Annotated in this window: 16 protein-coding genes; 10 read left to right on the top strand and 6 right to left on the bottom strand. The window is 71.2% G+C overall.

Going from position 1 to position 19,045, the window contains the following annotated elements:
* Positions 1 to 151 precede the first annotated feature (151 nt).
* Positions 152 to 1,771 carry an acyl-CoA synthetase gene (locus tag ABZ855_RS30235; protein WP_360812181.1) on the bottom strand — a complete coding sequence of 540 codons (1,620 nt, stop codon included), beginning with the start codon at positions 1,769 to 1,771 and terminating at the stop codon, positions 152 to 154.
* Positions 1,772 to 1,966: 195 nt separating this feature from the next.
* On the opposite strand from ABZ855_RS30235, the gene ABZ855_RS30230 reads away from it, so the two are divergent.
* The 7 genes from ABZ855_RS30230 (at position 1,967) to ABZ855_RS30200 (ending at position 7,586) form a co-directional block, all read left to right on the top strand.
* The gene (locus tag ABZ855_RS30230) at positions 1,967 to 2,767 is read left to right on the top strand and encodes a crotonase/enoyl-CoA hydratase family protein (protein WP_360812179.1); all 801 of its coding nucleotides are present in this window, start codon (positions 1,967 to 1,969) and stop codon (positions 2,765 to 2,767) included.
* 18 nt (positions 2,768 to 2,785) lie between these two features.
* Positions 2,786 to 3,733 (top strand): OB-fold domain-containing protein, encoded by a 948-nt coding sequence (locus ABZ855_RS30225; protein WP_360812178.1) that lies wholly within the window; start codon positions 2,786 to 2,788, stop codon positions 3,731 to 3,733.
* Positions 3,730 to 4,788 (top strand): thiolase domain-containing protein, encoded by a 1,059-nt coding sequence (locus ABZ855_RS30220; RefSeq protein ID WP_360812177.1) that lies wholly within the window; start codon positions 3,730 to 3,732, stop codon positions 4,786 to 4,788. The genes ABZ855_RS30225 and ABZ855_RS30220 overlap by 4 nt, the downstream gene beginning before the upstream one ends.
* On the top strand, positions 4,778 to 5,944 hold the full coding sequence (locus ABZ855_RS30215) for a thiolase domain-containing protein (RefSeq protein WP_319202665.1): 1,167 nt from the start codon (positions 4,778 to 4,780) through the stop codon (positions 5,942 to 5,944). Before ABZ855_RS30220 ends, ABZ855_RS30215 begins: the two co-directional genes overlap by 11 nt.
* An 84-nt stretch (positions 5,945 to 6,028) precedes the next feature.
* Positions 6,029 to 6,271: a DUF397 domain-containing protein gene (locus tag ABZ855_RS30210; protein WP_055523791.1), complete on the top strand. Its 243-nt coding sequence runs from the start codon at positions 6,029 to 6,031 to the stop codon at positions 6,269 to 6,271.
* 102 nt (positions 6,272 to 6,373) lie between these two features.
* Positions 6,374 to 7,042: an ABATE domain-containing protein gene (locus ABZ855_RS30205; RefSeq protein ID WP_360812176.1), complete on the top strand. Its 669-nt coding sequence runs from the start codon at positions 6,374 to 6,376 to the stop codon at positions 7,040 to 7,042.
* A 46-nt stretch (positions 7,043 to 7,088) separates the two neighbouring features.
* Positions 7,089 to 7,586, top strand: coding sequence for a hypothetical protein (locus tag ABZ855_RS30200; RefSeq protein WP_319202659.1), 498 nt, complete (start codon positions 7,089 to 7,091; stop codon positions 7,584 to 7,586).
* 89 nt (positions 7,587 to 7,675) lie between these two features.
* Here the strand turns inward: ABZ855_RS30200 and ABZ855_RS30195 are convergent, their stop codons facing one another.
* Entirely contained in the window at positions 7,676 to 9,676 is a 2,001-nt protein-coding gene (locus ABZ855_RS30195) for an N-acetylmuramoyl-L-alanine amidase (RefSeq protein WP_360812175.1), read from the bottom strand.
* Between the two features lie 234 nt (positions 9,677 to 9,910).
* On the bottom strand, positions 9,911 to 11,056 hold the full coding sequence (locus ABZ855_RS30190; protein ID WP_360812174.1) for an aminoglycoside phosphotransferase family protein: 1,146 nt from the start codon (positions 11,054 to 11,056) through the stop codon (positions 9,911 to 9,913).
* A gap of 245 nt (positions 11,057 to 11,301) precedes the next feature.
* Between ABZ855_RS30190 and ABZ855_RS30185 the strand changes: the two genes are divergently transcribed.
* Positions 11,302 to 12,798: a hypothetical protein gene (locus ABZ855_RS30185; protein ID WP_360812173.1), complete on the top strand. Its 1,497-nt coding sequence runs from the start codon at positions 11,302 to 11,304 to the stop codon at positions 12,796 to 12,798.
* A gap of 25 nt (positions 12,799 to 12,823) precedes the next feature.
* Here ABZ855_RS30185 and ABZ855_RS30180 read toward each other — a convergent pair whose 3' ends face one another.
* Positions 12,824 to 14,245 (bottom strand): SpoIIE family protein phosphatase, encoded by a 1,422-nt coding sequence (locus tag ABZ855_RS30180; protein ID WP_360812172.1) that lies wholly within the window; start codon positions 14,243 to 14,245, stop codon positions 12,824 to 12,826.
* Positions 14,246 to 14,730: 485 nt separating this feature from the next.
* On the opposite strand from ABZ855_RS30180, the gene ABZ855_RS30175 reads away from it, so the two are divergent.
* Positions 14,731 to 15,165, top strand: a complete 435-nt coding sequence (locus ABZ855_RS30175) for an SsgA family sporulation/cell division regulator (RefSeq protein ID WP_360812171.1) — start codon at positions 14,731 to 14,733, stop codon at positions 15,163 to 15,165.
* Here ABZ855_RS30175 and ABZ855_RS30170 read toward each other — a convergent pair.
* Together ABZ855_RS30170 and ABZ855_RS30165 are read right to left on the bottom strand one after the other, a co-directional pair.
* Positions 15,159 to 16,256, bottom strand: coding sequence for a chemotaxis protein (locus ABZ855_RS30170; protein WP_360812170.1), 1,098 nt, complete (start codon positions 16,254 to 16,256; stop codon positions 15,159 to 15,161). The two genes, ABZ855_RS30175 and ABZ855_RS30170, sit on opposite strands and share 7 nt — an antisense overlap.
* A gap of 60 nt (positions 16,257 to 16,316) precedes the next feature.
* A complete protein-coding gene (locus ABZ855_RS30165; RefSeq protein ID WP_360812168.1) occupies positions 16,317 to 17,933 on the bottom strand; it encodes an alpha/beta hydrolase in 1,617 nt (538 codons plus the stop codon).
* 196 nt (positions 17,934 to 18,129) lie between these two features.
* Here ABZ855_RS30165 and ABZ855_RS30160 point away from each other — a divergent pair, with 196 nt between their 5' ends.
* On the top strand, positions 18,130 to 19,032 hold the full coding sequence (locus ABZ855_RS30160) for a GNAT family N-acetyltransferase (protein ID WP_360812166.1): 903 nt from the start codon (positions 18,130 to 18,132) through the stop codon (positions 19,030 to 19,032).
* Positions 19,033 to 19,045: the final 13 nt, after the last annotated feature.

The raw sequence follows: 19,045 nt of genomic DNA, 5'->3' as shown, positions 1-19,045 counted from the left end.
CGCTGATGGCACGGCGGACCGGGCTCGCAGGACAGGGCCGCCGACCTCGCGTACGGCCCTGCGTCACCCTCCGTTCAAAAAACCCGGATCGACCGCGCGCACAGCGTACGCCCGTCGTCCCGGCCGGCCCACGGCGAGTCGCGGGCTCCGTCTAGCGGTCCGCGCCGACCGCCACCTCCTGGGCCCAGCGGTAGTCCGCCTTGCCGCTGGGTGAGCGCCGTATCGTCTCGGTGATCACCAGCTGGCGAGGGATCTTGTAACCGGCCAGATGTGTACGGCAGTAGGACTGGACCTCCTCCAGCGAAGGCTGCGGAGCCCCCTTCCGCAACTGCACCACCGCCGCCACATGGTTGCCCCACTTCGTGTCCGGAACACCGGCCACCAGCGCGTCGTACACGTCCGGATGGGACTTGAGCGCCTGCTCGACCTCCTCCGGATACACCTTCTCCCCGCCGGTGTTGATGCACTGCGAGCCCCGCCCGAGGACGGTGACGACGCCCTCCTCGTCGACGGTCGCCATGTCGCCGAGCAGCACCCACCGTTCGCCGTCCTTCTCGAAGAAGGTCTCCGCCGTCTTGCGCGGGTCGTTGTAGTAGCCGAGCGGTACGTGGCCGCACTGTGCGATCCGGCCCACCTCACCCGGCGGCACCGCCTCGTAGGTCGCCGGATCCACCACCTGCGTGCGGGAGTGGACGCGGATACGGAAGCCGCGCGCGGGGCCCGAGTCCTCGGTGGCCGTGCCGTTGAAGCCGGACTCCGACGACCCGAAGTTGTTCAGCAGCATCACGTTGGGCACCAGGGCCTGGAACTCGGCACGCACCGTCTCCGACAGGATCGCGCCCGACGACGAGATGTTGAACAGGGACGAGCAGTCCGTGCCCTTCATCGGCCCGCTCAACGCGTCGATCAGTGGACGCAGCATCGCGTCGCCCACCAGGGACACACTGGTGACCTTCTCCTTCTCGATCGTGCGCAGCACGTCCTCGGGGGTGAACTTGCGGTGGATCACCACACGTTGGCCGAAGTTGAAGCCGATGAAGGCGGTCAGGGTCGACGTGCCGTGCATCAGCGGGGGAGTGGGGAAGAACGTGATCCCCTCTCCGCCGGCCGCCACCCGCTCGGCCAGCTCCTGCGGCGACTTGACCGGCTCGCCGGTCGGGGCGCCACCGCCCAGCCCGGAGAAGAACAGGTCCTCCTGCCGCCACATCACCCCCTTGGGCATGCCCGTGGTACCGCCGGTGTAGATGATGAACTGGTCGTCGCCCGAGCGGGCCTCGAAGCCCCGCTCCGGGGACCCGGCGGCCTCCGCCCCGGCGAAGGGCACCGCCTCCAACTCGGATGCTCCCGAGGGAGGTTCACCCACGCGGATCAGATGCCGCAGCGTCGGTGCCGAGGGCCCTGCCGTCGCCACCCGCTCGGTGAACTCCGCGTCGAACACCAGGGCGGCGAGGTCGGCGTCCCGGTAGAGGTACACCAACTCCTCTTCCACGTAGCGGTAGTTGACGTTGACCGGCACGATCCGCGCCTTCAGGCACCCCAGTACCGTCTGGAGGTACTCGACCCCGTTGTAGAGGTGCAGCCCCAGATGCTCGCCGGGGCGGATCCCGCTGTCGATCAGATGATGGGCGATCCGGTTGGCGGCGGCGTCCAACTCCGCGTAGCTCAGGCGGCGTTCCGCGCCCGTACCTGGATGGTCGAGGTACACGAGCGCCGCACGATCCGGCACCACGTCCACGACCGACTCGAACAGGTCGGCAAGGTTGTACTCCACCGCTCCTCCTGACCCCGGGCATCCCTGGCGGTTGTCGGCTCGCCGGTCATCAGAGCAAAGGGCGCGGCAACTGTGAAGGGGAAGCGTCGAAGAAATCTGACTACCTGTCAGAAAACCCTTGAAGTGCTTCCTCCGCTCCTGCAACCTGTTCTCGTTCTTTCACCTGTTCTCGTTCTTTCAGAGGGGAGATGGGCGATGGGTGGCACGGAACACCTGACCGTCCGGCGTGAGAACGCCACGCTGGTGCTCACGCTCAACCGGCCGGAAGCCAAGAACGCGCTCTCGCTGCCGATGCTCGTCGGGCTGTACGACGGCTGGCTCGAGGCGGACGAGGACGACGCCGTCCGCTCGATCGTGCTCACCGGAGCCGGGGGCGCCTTCTGCGCCGGCATGGACCTGAAGGCCCTGGCCGGAAGCGGTCTGGAGGGCGAGAAGTACCGCCCCCGGCTCAAGGCCGACCCGGACCTGCACTGGAAGGCGATGCTGCGCCACCACCGCCCCCGCAAACCGGTGATCTCGGCGATCGAGGGGTACTGCGTCGCCGGCGGCACCGAGATCATCCAGGGCACCGACATCCGCGTCGCGGGCGAGTCGGCGACCTTCGGACTCTTCGAGGTCAAGCGGGGTCTCTTCCCGATCGGCGGCTCCACGGTGCGCCTTCAACGGCAGATCCCGCGCACCCACGCCCTGGAAATGCTGCTGACCGGACGCCCCTACAGCGCCCAGGAGGCCGCCGCGATCGGCCTGATCGGACACGTCGTCCCCGACGGAACCGCCCTGGACAAGGCTCTCGAGATCGCCGAACGCGTCAACGCCTGCGGCCCGCTCGCCGTCGAGGCCGTCAAGGCCTCCGTGTACGAGACGGCCGAACTGACCGAGACCGAGGGCCTCGCCGCCGAACTCAAGCGCGGCTGGCCCATCTTCGACACCGCCGACGCCAAGGAAGGCACCCGTGCCTTCGCCGAGAAGCGCCCACCCGTCTACCGGCGCGCCTGACAGCGAAGGAGCCCCAGGATGACCACCGAAGTCCTCAAAGCCCCCCTGATCGTCGAATTCCCCTTCACCCGCTCCCTGGGCCCCGTCCAGAGCGCCTTCCTGACCGGCCTGCGTGAACAGGTCGTCCTCGGCGTCCGCACCGCCGACGGCCGCACCCTCGTCCCGCCCGTCGAGTACGACCCGGTGACCGCCGACGAACTGCGCGACCTCGTGGAAGTCGCCCCCACCGGCACCGTCACCACCTGGGCCTGGAACCCCGCCCCGCGCCGCGGCCAGCCCCTCGACACGCCCTTCGCCTGGGTCCTGGTCCGGCTCGACGGCGCCGACACGGCCCTCCTGCACGCCCTCGACGCGTCCGGCCCCGACGCCGTCCGCACCGGAATGCGCGTCCGCGTCCGCTGGGCGGCGGAACGCTCCGGCGCGATCACGGACATCGCCTGCTTCGAGCCGTACGACGGCGACGCCGAAGCACAACCGGCCGACCACGACGGGCAGTTCGAGGACATGGTGACCGGCATCGTCGCCGAGGCACGCCTCGACTACACCTACTCGCCCGGCCGCGCCCAGACCGCCTACATCGGCGCCCTCGCCGAGCGCCGCATCGTCGGCGAGCGCTGCCCGTCCTGCCGGAAGGTGTACGTCCCGCCCAGGGGGGCCTGTCCCACCTGCGGTGTCGGCACGGCCGAGCAGGTCGAGGTGGGCCCCGGGGGCACCGTGACCACGTTCTGCATCGTCAACATCAAGGCCCGCAACCTCGACATCGAAGTGCCCTACGTGTACGCGCACATCGCCCTCGACGGCGCCGACCTCGCCCTGCACGGCCGGATCGGCGGCATCCCGTACGACCAGGTCCGGATGGGGCTGCGGGTGGAGCCGGTGTGGACGGAAGGGGGCCGCTATCCCGACCACTACCGGCCCACCGGCGAGCCCGACGCGGACTACGAGACGTACAAGGAGCTGCTGTGACACGCGAGATCGCCGTCGTCGCCTTCGCCCAGACCGATCACCGGCGCACCAGCGAGGAGCTCTCCGAGGTCGAGATGCTCATGCCGGTCCTGCACGAGGTGCTCGACCGGACCGGCCTGAAGACCAGCGACATCGGCTTCACCTGCTCCGGCTCCTCCGACTACCTCGCGGGCCGCGCCTTCTCCTTCACCCTCGCCCTCGACGGCGTCGGCGCCTGGCCGCCCATCTCCGAGTCGCACGTGGAGATGGACGGGGCGTGGGCGCTGTACGAGGCATGGACCAAGCTGCTCACGGGCGACACCGACACGGCCCTCGTGTACTCGTACGGCAAGTCGTCGCCGGGCTCGGTGCGGGACGTCCTGACCCGGCAGCTCGACCCGTACTACGTGGCGCCCCTGTGGCCGGACTCCGTGGCACTCGCCGCGCTCCAGGCGCAGGCGCTCATCGACGCGGGCGAGACCGACGAGCCCGCGCTCGCCGCCGTAGCCGCCCGGAGCAGGACGGACGCGGAGGCCAACTCCCACGCCCAGCTGCGGGGTTCGGTGCCACAAGGGGACTACCTCGTACGGCCGCTGCGCACCGGTGACTGCCCGCCGATCGGCGACGGGGCCGCCGCCGTGATCCTCGCGGCCGGTGACCGCGCCCGGGACCTGTGCGAACGGCCCGCCTGGATCCGGGGCATCGACCACCGCATCGAGGCCCACTCGCTCGGCGTGCGCGAGCTGACCGACTCACCCTCGACACGGCTCGCCGCCGAGAAGGCCGGCGCCTTCGAACGGCCCGTGGACACCGCCGAGTTGCACGCGCCGTTCACCTCCCAGGAGGTGGTCCTCAGAAAGGCGCTCCGGCTGGGCGACGACGTCCGGGTGAACCCCTCCGGGGGTGCCCTGGCCGCCAACCCGATCATGGCCGCCGGGCTCATCCGCATCGGCGAGGCCGCCGCTCGCATCCACCGGGGCGAGTCCGACCGGGCCCTCGCCCACGCCACCTCCGGGCCCTGCCTCCAGCAGAACCTCGTCGCCGTACTCGAAGGGGAGTCCCGTCATGCCCAGTGAGCCCGTGGCGGTCGTCGGGATCGGCCAGACCAGGCATGTCGCCGCCCGCCGGGACGTCTCCATGGCCGGACTGGTCCGGGAAGCAGCCCAACGTGCCCTGACCGACGCCGAGTTGACGTGGGCCGACATCGACGCCGTCGTCATCGGCAAGGCGCCCGACTTCTTCGAGGGCGTCATGATGCCCGAGCTGTATCTCGCCGACGCGCTAGGCGCGGTCGGCAAACCGATGTTGCGCGTCCACACGGCGGGCTCGGTCGGCGGGTCCACGGCCCTCGTCGCCACCAACCTCGTCCGCTCCCGCGTCCACTCCACCGTCCTCACCCTGGCCTACGAGAAGCAGTCCGAGTCGAACGCCATGTGGGGACTGTCCCTGCCGATTCCCTTCCAGCAGCCCCTGCTGGCCGGCGCCGGCGGCTTCTTCGCCCCGCACGTCCGCGCGTACATGCGCCGCAGCGGCGCCCCCGACACGGTCGGCTCGCTGGTCGCGTACAAGGACCGGCGCAACGCGCTGCTGAACCCGTACGCGCATCTGCACGAGCACGACATCACGCTGGAGAAGGTCCAGGCCTCACCCATGCTGTGGGACCCGATCCGCTACTCGGAGACCTGCCCCTCCTCGGACGGCGCCGTCGCGATGGTCCTCACCGACCGCGCCGGAGCCGCCCGTTCACCGCGCCGGCCCGCCTGGCTGCACGGCGGCGCGATGCGCAGCGAACCCACGCTCTTCGCGGGCAAGGACGCCGTGTCCCCGAAGGCGGGCCGGGACTGCGCGGCCGACGTGTACCGGCAGGCCGGGATCGCCGACCCGCGCCGGGACATCGACGCCGTCGAGATGTACGTACCGTTCTCCTGGTACGAACCCATGTGGCTGGAGAACCTGGGCTTCGCCGCCGAGGGCGAGGGCTGGAAACTCACCGAGGCCGGGGTCACCGAACTCGACGGGGACCTGCCGGTCAACATGTCGGGCGGCGTCCTGTCGACGAACCCGATCGGCGCCTCCGGCATGATCCGCTTCGCGGAAGCGGCCCTTCAGGTGCGCGGGCTCGCCGGGGAACACCAGGTGGACGGGGCCCGCAGAGTCCTCGGGCACGCCTACGGCGGCGGCTCCCAGTTCTTTTCCATGTGGCTCGTCGGCAGCGAACCGCCCACCTCCTGAAGCGTCCCCCTCACGTGGCCTGTCGGCGGCAGGAACCGATGGCTAGGCTGGCCGCGGACGACGGTAACCGGGAGGAGCACGGACGTGGCCGAGAGCACGATCCAGGAGCACCCGCTCGCGGGCTGGGACAAGCCGGAGCTGGACCTCAGCAACGCCGACTGGCAGTCGAGCAGCAGTGGGCGAGGGGATGTCCAGATCGCCTTTGTCGAGGGTTTCATCGCGATGCGCAACAGTGGCCGCCCGCACAGCCCTTCCCTGATTTTCACGCCCGCGGAATGGGGCGCGTTCGTTTCGGGGGCCCGGGAAGGGGAGTTCGACCTGACCTGAGAGCGCGTTGACCACGAGATAAAGCCGCGGCAGGGGCGGCCCCGCGGCGACGGGGCCGCCCCTGCGGTGCTAATGGATGCCTCTGGGATTAGCATTAGCGTCATGCGGGACCTGATCAGTAGCGACATCAGTAGCGACGGCGACAGCGACAGCAGCAGCGACATCAGCGGTGACACGCGGCTCGCCCTCGACCTCGCCCTCACCGTCCGCCACGACGGCGACGGCGGCATCGCCGACGACCTCGGCGACACCGCGGGCCTCACCACCTGGGTGCGCGCCCACCGCGACATGGTGCCCGGCGCCGCCGACTTCGCCGCCGACGAGGCCACGCTGAGCGCCGTACGGGAATTGCGCGCCGCCGTGCGGACCCTCTTCGCCCGCGCGGTACGGCCCGGGGAACCGAGCCCGGCGGACGCGGCACGGCTGCTGCCCCTGGCCGAGGCGCTGCGGCTGCTCAACGCGGCTGCCGCCCGTACCCCCACCGTCCCCGTGCTCGACTGGGCCGACGACGCCGAACCCGTCGTACGCCACCAGGGGGTGCGCGGCGAGGTGGAGATCGTGGCCGTGCTCGCGCAGGCCGCCGTCGCGTTTCTGGCCGGTGCGGACCGGGAGCGGCTGCGGGCCTGCCACGCGCCGCGCTGCGTGCGGTACTTCCTCAAGGAGCATCCGCGCCAGGAGTGGTGCAAACCGGCCTGCGGGAACCGGGCCCGCGTCGCCCGCCACCACGAGCGGCACAAGCAGACGGGCAGGCCGGCCGCCCAGCCGGTTTGACGCGCCCGTGGGACACGAGGTTCGGCCGGACACGTACCATGGCCGTATGTCGTTCCTCCGCCGCCGCAGCGCCACTCCCGCCGGCCCCGACTTCGATGTTCTGGCCATGGATCCGGGCGACTGGCCCGGCAACCTCGGCGCGGGCCTGCTGCCCGCGCCCGACGGCAGTTGCCAGGGCGTCTTCCTGCGCTACGACCTGTTCGGCGGCCGTGGCCCCGCGATGGTCATCGGCAACCTGCCGGAGGGCTCCCCGGCACGTGACGTCGCCGAGGACGAGATCCCCTTCGAGGTCGCCCAGCTGCTGCTGGCCCTGGAGAACGAGGAGGAGGTCACCGTCGTCGGCACCGAGGACGTCCCGGTGATGCAGGGCGACAACCTCCTGATCGTGCGCCGCCTCAAGCTCTCCGAGAGCCGTATCGCCTGCGTGCAGTTCGACCGCAGCGACAACGTGCTGGTGACCATCGCGGCCTGGGACCGCCCGATCACCGACGACCTGTACGCCCTGCTCAAGCCGCTGCCCGCGGAGCTCTTCCAGACGGCCTGAAGCGCTGTTCACAGAGGTGAGGGCCGATTCCGCCACGCGGCGGAACCGGCCCTCACCTCTGTCGTCGACGGCTCAGGAAGATCGGTCGCTCAGGAAAGCGTGAGCCGTACGTCCGCCGCCCTGACGAACGCCACCCGGTGGCCGAACTGGATCTCGTAGTACTGATCCTTGCCGACCACGACCCGGTGTGAGGACGTGTCGAAGGTGACCGCGTAGTCGTACTCGCCCGGCACCTTGTCCCCGGCCACGTACTTCTGCCCGGCGGGCAGCTTGTAGGACAGCGGCGAGACCGCCTGGGCCGGCACACCCGCCGGATAGGCCGAGGCCTCCGGGTACGCCCTCCCGTACACCGGGATCTCCGTCAGACCGTCCTTCGGTGTCACGAGCGCGCCGACGGCGGCCACCGCCGTCGGGTTCGCCGCCGGGTTCTGGAACCAGGCCTTCTGGCCCAGGTACCAGATCGCCGTCCAGTCGCCCCTGCGTTCGGCGACGGCGTACTGCTGGCCGGTGGAGGCGCGTGCGCCGACGTCGTTGACGTCGATCGACGAGACACCGCTGCCCGAGGGGTGCGTACCGATGTCCTTGACGAGGGGCGACGTCGTGTCCGGCTGCGAGTACAGCCGCACCTCGCTCGACCCGTGGGCAGGGCACGCCTGGCCCGAGGTGACACAGCCCGTGTACTTCGGCCGGTTCGACGCGTAGTCCGGCCGGATCGTCACCACCGCGCTGTCGCCCCGCACATGAGCCGTGCGCTCGAAGGGGCGGCCCAGCAGCGTGAAGTAGTGCTGCCAGTCCCAGTAGGGGCCCGGGTCGGTGTGCATACCGGAGACCGTTGAGGTGGTCGGTCCCGGCACGTTGTCATGGCCGATGATGTGCTGCCGGTCCAGCGGGATGTCGTACTTGGCCGCCAGATAGTTCACCAGCCGGGCCGACGCACGGTACATCGCCTCCGTGTACCAGGCGTCCGGATTCGCCAGGAAACCCTCGTGCTCCAGTCCGATCGACTTGGCGTTGACGTACCAGTTGCCCGCGTGCCAGGCCACGTCCTTCGCCTTCACATGCTGCGCGATGTGCCCGTCCGTCGAGCGCAGCGTGTAGTTCCAGGACACATAGGTCGGGTCCTGGACCATGTTCAGCACGCCCTCCCAGGCGCCCTCGGTGTCATGGACGACGATGTACCGGATGCGCTGGGAGGCCGGCCGGTTGCCCAGGTCGTGGTTGCCGTAGTCGTTGTCGCCGAACTCCTCGTACGGTGCCGGAATCCACTCACAGGACACCGTCGTCGGGCACTCGGTGCCCTCGGCGGACACCCTGCGCAGCCCGGTCCGCTTCAACTGGGCTGTGTCGGGGGCCAGTTCGGGGCGCGCCGCGAGGGCGACCCGCTGGCCCTCGTCGGTCGTGCGCTGCTCGCCGCCGCGCAGTACGGCGTACACGTCGTCGGCGTACGCGGCGGCCGTGGCGGTGTCGTCGGCGCCGGAGAAGCGGGCCACCGCTCCGTACCAGTCCGCCGGGTCTGCGCTCAGCGGCTCGGCCAGGTCCCGCTGGGCGGCGGCCAGCAGTGCGGCGCCCCCGGCCACATTGGCGGCGGGGTCGGTGCGGAGCTGCTCGGCGGGCAGGCCGGTCAGCTCGGCCGCCTTCGTCAACGTGCTCAGTCGGGGCGGGAGTTCGGCCTGAGTGGGTACCTCGGTGGTGGGGTGCAGGGGCGGCCGGGCACTGTCACCGCGCGGGTCCTCCGTGCCCTCGCTGTGGTGCGGGGCGTTCGCGAGAGCCGTCCGGGCGTCGGTGAGGTGCATCGGGCCGTAGCCGCCGGTGACGCTGGGCGCCCCGGCGTGCGTGTCCCAGCGGGACTGGAGATAGGAGACGGCGAGCAGGACGCTCTGCGGCACGTGGTACTGGTCCGCCGCCGCGGCGAAGGCGCGCTGCAGCCGGGTGGCCGGGGCGCCGCTGTCGGCCGGGGCGCCGCTGTCGGCCGGGGCCGCGCCGAGCAGTGGCAGCAGCAGGGCCGCGGACGCGAGTGTCCCGGCGGTTCTGCGCAGACGTCTGCGTCCTGGATCGGTGGGGGGAGTGGGGTCGGTGGCGGATCCTCGCAAAACGGCCTCCGGGGTCGGGCGGGTGTGGGGGAGTGGCGGACGTGCGGGGCCGGTACGCACCTTAGTGGCTCGGCTGCCCGACGGTCCGTCAATCATGCCCAAAGAACGGAGACTTCCCATGTCAAGAGGGGTGCGGGAACTTTCGTGGCGGCCCGGCCGCACGTCCTGCCCGCCGGACACGGCGAAGGCCCGCGACGCGCCGCTGTCCAGGCGCGTCACGGGCCCACTTGCCCCTCAGCGAGTGCCGACCGCCGCACGCACGGCCCGGCGGGCCAGCTGGCAGTCGTCGTGCAGCCGCCTCAGCAGCAGCCGCTGTTCCTCACCGGACGGCACGGCACCCGGTCCGGCCGGACCCGGGGCCACCGGGGTCGGCTCGTGCATCGAACGCTGCACCGCCAGCTCGTACGTACGGATCTCGCGCGTCAGTACCAGCATCAGGTTCACCAGGAAGGCGTCCCGTGCCGCCGGTCCCGCCGACTGCGCGAGCTGGCTGATCTGCCGCCTGGCCACCGGCGCGTCGCCGAGGACCGCCCACAGCGTCGCCAGGTCGTACCCCGGCAGATACCAGCCCGCGTGCTCCCAGTCCACCAGCACTGGACCGGCCGGTGAGAGGAGGATGTTGGACAGGAGTGCGTCGCCGTGGCAGAACTGGCCCATGCCCTGGCGGCCCGCCGAGTGCGCGATGCCGTGCACCAGCTTCTGCAGATCGCCCATGTCCCGGTCGGTGAGCAGCCCCAGCTCGTGATACCGGGAGATCCGTGCCGCGTAGTCCAGCGGGGCGTCGAAGGTGCCCGCCGGTGGACGCCAGCTGTTGAGCCGGCAGATCGCGCTGAGCGCCGCCCTGATGTCCGCACGCGGCGGCGCCTCCGTCGGGTGCCGCTGCAGGGCCGCGACCCGGCCGGGCATCCGCTCGATGACCAGCGTGCAGTTGTCCGGGTCCGCCGCGATCAGCCGGGGCACCCGCACCGGCGGGCGGTGCCGGACGAACGAGCGGTATGCGGCTATCTCGTGCCGGATGCGTTCGGCCCAGGCCGGTGAATGGTCCAGTAAACACTTCGCGACGGCCGTGCTGCGCCCTGTCGTCCCGACCAGGAGTACGGAGCGTCCGCTGCGGCGCAGCACCTGCACCGGCGCGAACTCCGGGCAGATCCGGTGCACCGAGGCGATCGCCGCGCGCAGCTGGGCGCCCTGGGGCCCGGAGAGGTCGAGTCTCCCGCTGAGCGGCTGCGCGGCGATCCCCGGCAGCCGCCGCCCCCGGCCGGCACCGGCACCGAGGGCCGGGGCAGCCGGACGCGAGGGGTCGAGATAGGGGCCGCTGCCACCCGGGCGGGGGTGCAGCAGCCGGGGAGGGGCGGACACGGAGGACGATGCTGCGTACATGGGAGAAACAGATCCCTTCGTGTGCCTGCGACGGTCATGCGCCACCCGGCCCGGACTCCCGGACGCACCCTGGGGAGTGCGTCTGCTGTAACCGGACGGAGACCGGGCCGGGGTGGCGCTTTCCTACCTGACACCCCTTGACCGGTGGCACACCATCTGGCGAACCCTGGCGAACCCTGGCGAATAGTCGCCCAGCAACTGACAGACGGTTACTGTCAACTCAGCCGAGAACCTGGGGGCTTGACGTGAGCGGACAACCCAACACTCGTCTGACCGACCTGTTCGGCCTGGCCGGCTGGTCGAAAGGCGAACTCGCGCGGCTGGTCAACCGGCAGGCGGCGGCCATGGGCCACCCCCAGCTGGCGACCGACACCTCGCGGGTGCGGCGGTGGATCGACACGGGAGAGATCCCGCGCGATCCGGTGCCGCGTGTACTGGCTGCCCTGTTCACCGAGCGTCTCGGCCGTGTCGTGACCATCGAGGACTTAGGTCTGGTCCGGCACGGGCGTGTGGGGAAACGGCCGGGCGGCGGGAGTGCGGAAACTCCCGACGGCGTGCCGTGGGCGCCCGAACGGACTGCCGCGGTCCTCACCGAATTCACGGGAATGGACCTCATGCTCAACCGACGCGGCTTGGTGGGCGCGGGCGTCGCGCTCACCGCAGGCTCCGCACTCAGCAGTGCCATGCACGACTGGCTGCACACCGACCCGACTCTGTCCGCCGACGCACCCGTCCTGGACGACCCCCTGCATGTCGATCCCGCCGGTTTCGACCGGTACGAGGCCGCTCCCATCGGGTGGCAGGAGATCGAGGAACTGGAACGCGCGGTCGAGGTGTTCCGGGCCTGGGACGCGGCCCGAGGCGGCGGACTCCAGCGCAAGGCGGTGGTGGGCCAGCTCAACGAGGTGGGCGGCATGCTCGCCTACCGACACCCCGAACCCCTCCAGCGGCGCCTGTGGGGCGTCGCCGCCAACCTCGCCGTCCTGGCGGGCTGGATGTCGCACGACGTCGGCCTGGAACCCACGGCCCAGAAGTACTTCGTCATCGCCGCCCACGCGGCCCGGGAGGGCGGCGACCGGCCGCGCGCCGGGGAGGCGCTCTCCCGGGCGGCCCGCCAGATGGTGCACCTGGGCCGGCCCGACGACGCACTCGACCTCATGAAGCTCGCCAACTCCGGCTCGGGCGACGAGACCCTGCCCCGTACGCAGGCCATGCTGTACACGGTCGAGGCCTGGGCGCAGGCGTCGATGGGGCGCGGCCAGGCGATGCGCCGCACCCTCGGGCAGGCGGAGGACCTCTTCGTCTCCGACAAGGGGGACGTGCCGCCGCCGAGCTGGATGCAGATGTTCAAGGCGGAGGACCTGTACGGCATGCAGGCCCTGGCCTACCGCACGCTGGCCGAGCACGAACCCGCCGCGGCGGTGCACGCCCAGTACTACGCGCAGAAGGCCCTGGAACTGAGGGTCGACGGCCGGGAGCGGTCGAAGATCTTCGACTTCCTGTCCATGGCCTCCGCCTGCTTCATCGCGGACGACCCCGAACAGGCCGCCGGGTACGCGCGGTTGGCCCTGGTGTCGATGGGCTCGAACTCGTCCCGCCGTACCTGGGACCGGCTGCGCGAGATGTACCGGCTCACCGCCGAGTACTCCAGCTACCCGAAGATCAACGAGCTCCGCGAGGAGATCAAACTGTCCCTGCCCAAGCAGGCGAAGGGGAGGGGCGGGAACAACGCGCGGGTCTAGGCCCCTACGGGGTCACCCCTGGCGACTACGGGGTCACCCTGGCGACGAGTACACAGGCGTCGTCCTCGCGCTCGGTCTCGCCGAACTCCTCCACCACCGCCCGTACGCATTCCTGCGCCGTGCGTGCCTCGCCGAAGCGGGGGGCCAGTTCGAGCAGGCGGTGCGTGGCGGCGGTGCCTTCGTGGAGCCCGGGCACCAGCCCGTCGGTGTGCAGGAGAAGGATGTCACCGGGTTCGAGGGTCTCCTCAGCCTGTCCGTAGGCGGCGCCGGAGGTCGCGCCGAGCAGCACGCCGTCCGGTGGGTCCAGCACGCGTCCCGTCCCGTCGCGGAACAGCAGCGGGGCGGGGTGTCCTGCCTGGGCCCAGGTGAGGGTGCGGGTCTCGGGCCGGTAGCGGCAGCAGACCGCGCCGGCCAGGGCCGGCTGGACGGAGGCGTCGAGTAACTGGTTGAGCCAGGTCATGAGTTGACCGGGCTGGGTGCCCGCCACGGCCATGCCGCGCAGCGCGCCCAGCAGCATCGCCATGCTCGAGGTGACCGTCACCCCGTGCCCGGTGAGGTCGCCGACGCTCAACAGGGTGTCGCCGTCGGACAGTTCGAGAGCGTCGAACCAGTCGCCGCCGATCAGCGCGCTCGTCGAGGAGGGGAGGTAGTGCGCGGCCAGGTCCAGGGTCTCGGTTTTCTGGTGCGGGAGCCGCAGGGAACCGCGCCACGGCGGCAGCACGGCCTCCTGCAGCTCGACCGCGAGCCGACGCTCGGACTGCGCGTGGTGCCGGTGGCGCTGCAGGGAGTCCCGGCTCTCGTCCACCGTCCGCCGGCTGCGCCGCAGCTCGCTGACATCGCGCACTACGGCCCACATGGAGGCGGTGCTGCCGTCGGCGTCGAGGACGGGCTCGCCCATCATGTGCACGGTGCGTACGTCGCCGTCGGGCCGCAGGATGCGGAACTCGCCGTCGATGGGCTTGGCGTCGATCAGGCAGGCCGTGACCATCACGGTGAGCGTCGGCCGGTCCTCGTCGAGGACCAGGGAGGGCAGCTCGTCGAGCGTGAGGGGGTCGGCGGCGGGGTCCCGGCCGAGGATCTCGTACAGCTCGCCGGACCAACTGGCTTCGTCCGTAAGGAGATTCCACTCCGCGCTGCCCACGCGGCTGAGCAGTGAGTCGCCCCGGGGAGCGGTCGGTACGGCTCGGGCGGCGGGCGCCTCGGGCAGGGGTTCCGGTCCGTCCCGCAACTGGGCCAAGTGGTCGTCGAGTTCGCTGAGTTGCTGGAGTGCCAGGTCGTACAGGGCGCGTTGCCAGCGTTCCCGCGGGTCCGATCCGTCGGCCGGTGCGTCCCGGCGTACGGCGTCCACGTCACCTTTGAGCTGTCGCGTCTGTGTGATGAGCGCGTCGACCGAGCCGCGGGCGGGCGGCTGGGCGGCTGGATGGTCCGCGGAGAGATGGGGCGGCATGACGCACTCCGATGAAGGGACGGTACGACCAAGGCTGACGGAAGGACCGGTTACGACTGTTGCACAGCCCGCGACGCCCTGTAAGGGATTTGGCAACACACGAGACGGTGGTGCTTCTGGCATATGCCACAGTCTTCTCGGCCGGTTTTCCTGGTGCGGAAACGGTACGCGTGTGGTGTGCCAAGTCGTAGGTGGGGTACGCGACTTGGCGGATCGATGGAGATGAGTGGCAACTCATTCAGGCGTCAGTTCGACGGTCGTTTGTGCGATGTGTGGTGGTGTGCTGCCGGGGCGCACCGTCAGGTTGCCCCCGAATCGCCCAGCGGTCCGTGATCCCCGCGGAAAACCGTACGCGCCAGTGATGCAGCTCACATTAAAAGCTGAGGATTCCGCGTAATCGGAGAGGCCATTTCGGGGTCGTAACACCACGTCGGCACAACGCGTCGGCATCACCATCGTCGGCCCGAACGGGAGCGGAGACTGCCATGGATGTCACCCTCGAACAGCCCGCGCGCGCACGTCTGATCACCTCGGAGGAGCAGGAGCTCCCCGTCCGTGCCACGCTCCGCTACGCCTCGACCGATCCACTGGCCGTGCAGATCGACTTCCCGGCGGAGGTCGCCCTCGACGGCGAGGGGGTGAGCTGGACCTTCGCCAGGAGCCTGCTGGAGGAGGGCGTACGGCGGCCCGCCGGAGGCGGCGATGTGCACATCTGGCCGTGCGGGCCCGCGCGAACGGTCCTGGAACTCCACTCCCCGCACGGCCTGGCCCTGCTCCAGTTCGACACGCCCGCCCTGAGCCGCTTCCTGCTCCGCACCTTCGCCGTCGTGGCGGCGGGGAAGGAGGATCTCGGCGACGCGGTGGACCGCGGACTGTCCGACCTCCTCGGCGCCCCCTCGGCGGGAGGCGAGGGTCAGTAGCGCAGCACCCCGGCGATCCCCGCCGCCTCGGTGAGCGTCCCGTCCGGTACGAAGCGGACCTCCGCCCCGGTGCTCAGGCACCGCTCCACGATCTCCTCCACGATGTCCTCGCGGGCGTCGAGGTCTCCGCTCGCGGCGGGCACGAGATGGTCGCCGTCGTCGTCCCGGACCGTCACACGGTAGTTCTCCTCGACGGCGAGCAGCCGGACGCGTCCCTCGGCGGCGCTGTGCCACACCTCGTCCACGCCGGCGGCGAACTCCCGCCGGCCACGCGCCGTTTCGAGCTCCCGCCGGACCGCGTCGGCGTCCGCCCGCTGCCGGTCGAGGACCACCGCACGCACGGCCTGCCACACCGTCTCGGCGCGGGCGTGCCCGAGGCCGCCGTGCGGGACGTGTGCCGCGTCCCTGGTGGTGGTTCCGGTCTCGGCGAGGGCGGCCAGGGCGGCCGGTTCCCCGGTCACGTACAGCGGACGCGGGTGCGCCCGCAGGACGCGGCCCAGCGCGCTGTCCGCGTCACGCAGGAAGCGGCGGGTGTGCTCGTCCCGGAAGACGCTCGGCAGATCGCCGACGCGCTCCTGCCGCTCGGCGTCCGGGTCCTCCAGACTTCGGCTCAGCGGAAATCCCGCGGTGTTCTCCTCGACGACACGGTCCGCGCCCCCGCTCCACAGCGAGACACGGTCGGCGGCGACCGCCAGCACCCAGAACGGCCGTTCGGCGGCCTGCGCGGCCACCAGGTTCCGGGTCAGGAAGGTGTCCGAGAGGACCACCCGCTCGGGCACCGGCCGGGCCAGCGACCACACCGTGTGCTCCCCGGGCGCCGCGAAGATCACCAGGCCGTCCTCGGCGTGCGTGAGATCCACCTCGGTCAGGGCCCTGTCCAACTGCTCGACGACATCGACGCGCCGCTCGCGGGTGACGGCCGGATCGGCCTCCAGGCGTCTCTTGGCCTCGGCGACGGCGTTGCGCAACCGGACCGGATCCTGTGCGTTGTCGGGTTCACGGCGGTGCGTCGGCGTCAGTACGGAGACCGCGGGGTAGGGGCGCGGGCGCCGCAGTTCGGTGAGCGTCGCGGAACTCAGAGCGTGCTCCATATGTGCACCTTAGGGCCGATTCGGGGGTCAGGCATTCGGAGTAGCAACGGCGAGCGCGCCTCAGTCGGCGTCGTCCGCGCCGCAGGAGCTGCCGTCGGCCGGGAGGGACCCGTACAGCAGGAACGCGTCGACCTTGCGCTGCACGCACGTCGAGGAGGCGTACCCGGTGTGGCCCTCGCCCTTGTTGTCCAGGACGACGGCCGACGAGCCCAGCCGCTCGGCCGTCTCCGTGGTCCAGCGGTACGGCGTGGCGGGGTCGCCGCGCGTGCCCACCAGGAGCATCTTCGGCGTGTCCAGGTCCCGGACCCGGGTGCGGATGAAGTCCGTGCCCCTGGGGCGGCCGTAGCAGGTCAGTACCTCGGTGAGCCGGTAGCGGCCGAACACCGGGGAAACCCGCTCGTACCTGGCGCGCAGGGCTGGGAGATCCCTGGTGATCCGTGCCGCGGTGGGCCGGTCGGGGTTGTCCGCGCAGTTGATCGCCATCAGGGCGGAGGGGAGGTTGTCGAGGGGTATCTCGACCTCGTCGACGAGCCCGCCGTCGGCGTCCGGGGAGGGACTCCTGCGGACGGGGTTCAGTCTCGGCAGGACGGGGACAGTAGCATCCGCGCTCCCGAACCCCCCTCCGCCGCCGAACCCCATGACCCCTCGTGCGTCCCCGTCCTCGACCAGCGCGGAGAGGGCACGCTCCAGAGGCGGCCACATCCGTTCGCTGTAAAGGCCCTGACCGATGGCGCCCACGAGGTCCTGCCCCGAGAAACGGTCACCGTAGCCGGTCGGCACCGGGTCCTTGTCGAGGGAGCGGACCAGAGCGACGACCCGCTCACGGGCGGTGCGCGCGTCCTGCCCGAACGGACAGGCGATGTCCGTCACGCACCAGTTGAGGAAGGCCTCCAGGGCGGTCTGCTGCCCTGCGGCGCCCGCGAGCCCCTGCTCGGCGAGGGACTCGGTGAGGGTGTCGACACCGTCGAGGACGAACCGGCCCACCTTCTCGGGGAATTGGGCCGCGTACACCGCGCCGAGCCGGGTGCCGTAGGAGAATCCGAGATAGTTGAGCTTCTTGTCGCCCAGGGCCTGACGCATCACGTCGAGGTCGCGGGAGGCGTTCACGGTGCCGATGTGCCGCAGGACCGGTCCGGAGTGCCGTGCACAGGCCTGGGCCGCCCTGCGCAGCTGTTCGAGGGCGGCACGCGGATCGTCCTCGATCTCGCCGCCGGTCACCTCGCTGTCGGTGGCGGTGTCCTCGCCGCAGCTGACAGGGGAGGACCTGCCGACACCGCGCGGGTCGAAGGAGACGACGTCGTAGCCGTTCGTCAGACCCATGAAGTCCTTGCCGTCGTAGGCGAGTTGGCTGACGCCCGGGCCGCCGGGGCCGCCGAAGTTCAGCAGCACGGAACCCCGGGACTTCCCGGTCGCCCGGTAGCGTGCCAACGCCAGTTCGAGTGTGCCGCCGCCCGGCTTCGCGTAGTCGAGCGGGACGGTCACCTTGCCGCACTGGAGGCCCTTCATCGGCACCTCGTACGCGGCCCCCGCGGGGCAGGTCGACCACTTGATCTTCTGGTGGTAGAAGCGGGACAGGTCGGGCTCGTCGTCCGCCGTGGTCGCCGTCGGCGCACCCGTCCCGAGCAGGGCGAGGGTCGCGGCCGAGGCGAGCGCCCGGCGTGGGTACGCGGACCGCATGATGCCTCCAGGGGTGTGCCCGGCTGTGGACCGGGACGGCGCCCTCGAACACGATAGGCGGGCTCGCTTGACCTCGCCTCCCGGCAGTCGAACGGACGTGCGGGCCACATCGCGTGGTCGCGGCCCCTTCCGGATCCATGGTCGGATGGGCCCGCGTCCCGCCCCGGCCCCCCACTGAACGGAACGGAGAACATCCATGACCGCCTCCGCCGGCCCCCTCTCGCCGACCCCCGAAGACCTCGTCGTCACCCGGGCCACGCCCGAGGACTGGCCGGTGGTCACGGGCTGGGCGGCCGACGAGGGCTGGAATCCGGGGCTGTCGGACAGCGCCGGGTTCTTCGCCCAGGATCCCGAGGGCTTCTTCATCGGCAGGGTGGGCGGGGAACCGGTCTCGGCGATCTCGGTCGTCAACTACGGAGACGCGTACGCCTTTTTGGGTTTCTATCTCGTCCGCCCCGATCTGCGCGGGCGCGGTTACGGGATCACCACCTGGAAGACCGCGCTGGCCCACGCGGGCACCCGTACCGTCGGCCTTGACGGGGTCGTGGCCCAGCAGGACAACTACCGCCGCTCCGGCTTCGAACCGGCCCACCGCACCCTCCGGTTCACCGGAACCGCCCCCGCCGCCGCGACACCGGCGCGCGTACGTCCCGTACGGCCGGAGGATCTGGCGGCCATCGCGGTGTACGACGCCGGCTGCACCCCCGCCGACCGGCCCCGCTTCCTGCAGTACTGGCTGACGGCCCCGGGACACCGGGCCTTCGTCCGTGAGGCCGACGCGGACGGCAGCGCCGACGGCTCCGCGAACCGGGCCCTCACCGGCTACGGGGTCGTCCGCCCCGGCCGGGACGCCCACCGCATCGGCCCCCTGTTCGCGGACACCGCCGACGACGCCCGGGCGCTGTTCGCCGCGCTGACCGGCGAGGCGGCGGGGGCGGACGTGGCGATCGACGTGCCCGAGACGAACGCGGCTGCCGTCGCGATGGTGGAGGAAGCCGGCTTCACTCCGTCCTTCGAGACGGCACGCATGTACACGGGACCGGTGCGGGAGTTCGCGCGGGAGAGGGTCTTCGGGGTGACCACGCTCGAACTCGGGTAGGGCGAACGCCCGT

This window comes from Streptomyces sp. NPDC047042 (assembly GCF_040644035.1).
Classification (GTDB): domain Bacteria; phylum Actinomycetota; class Actinomycetes; order Streptomycetales; family Streptomycetaceae; genus Streptomyces.
This window is presented reverse-complemented; position numbering and strand designations above follow the sequence as displayed.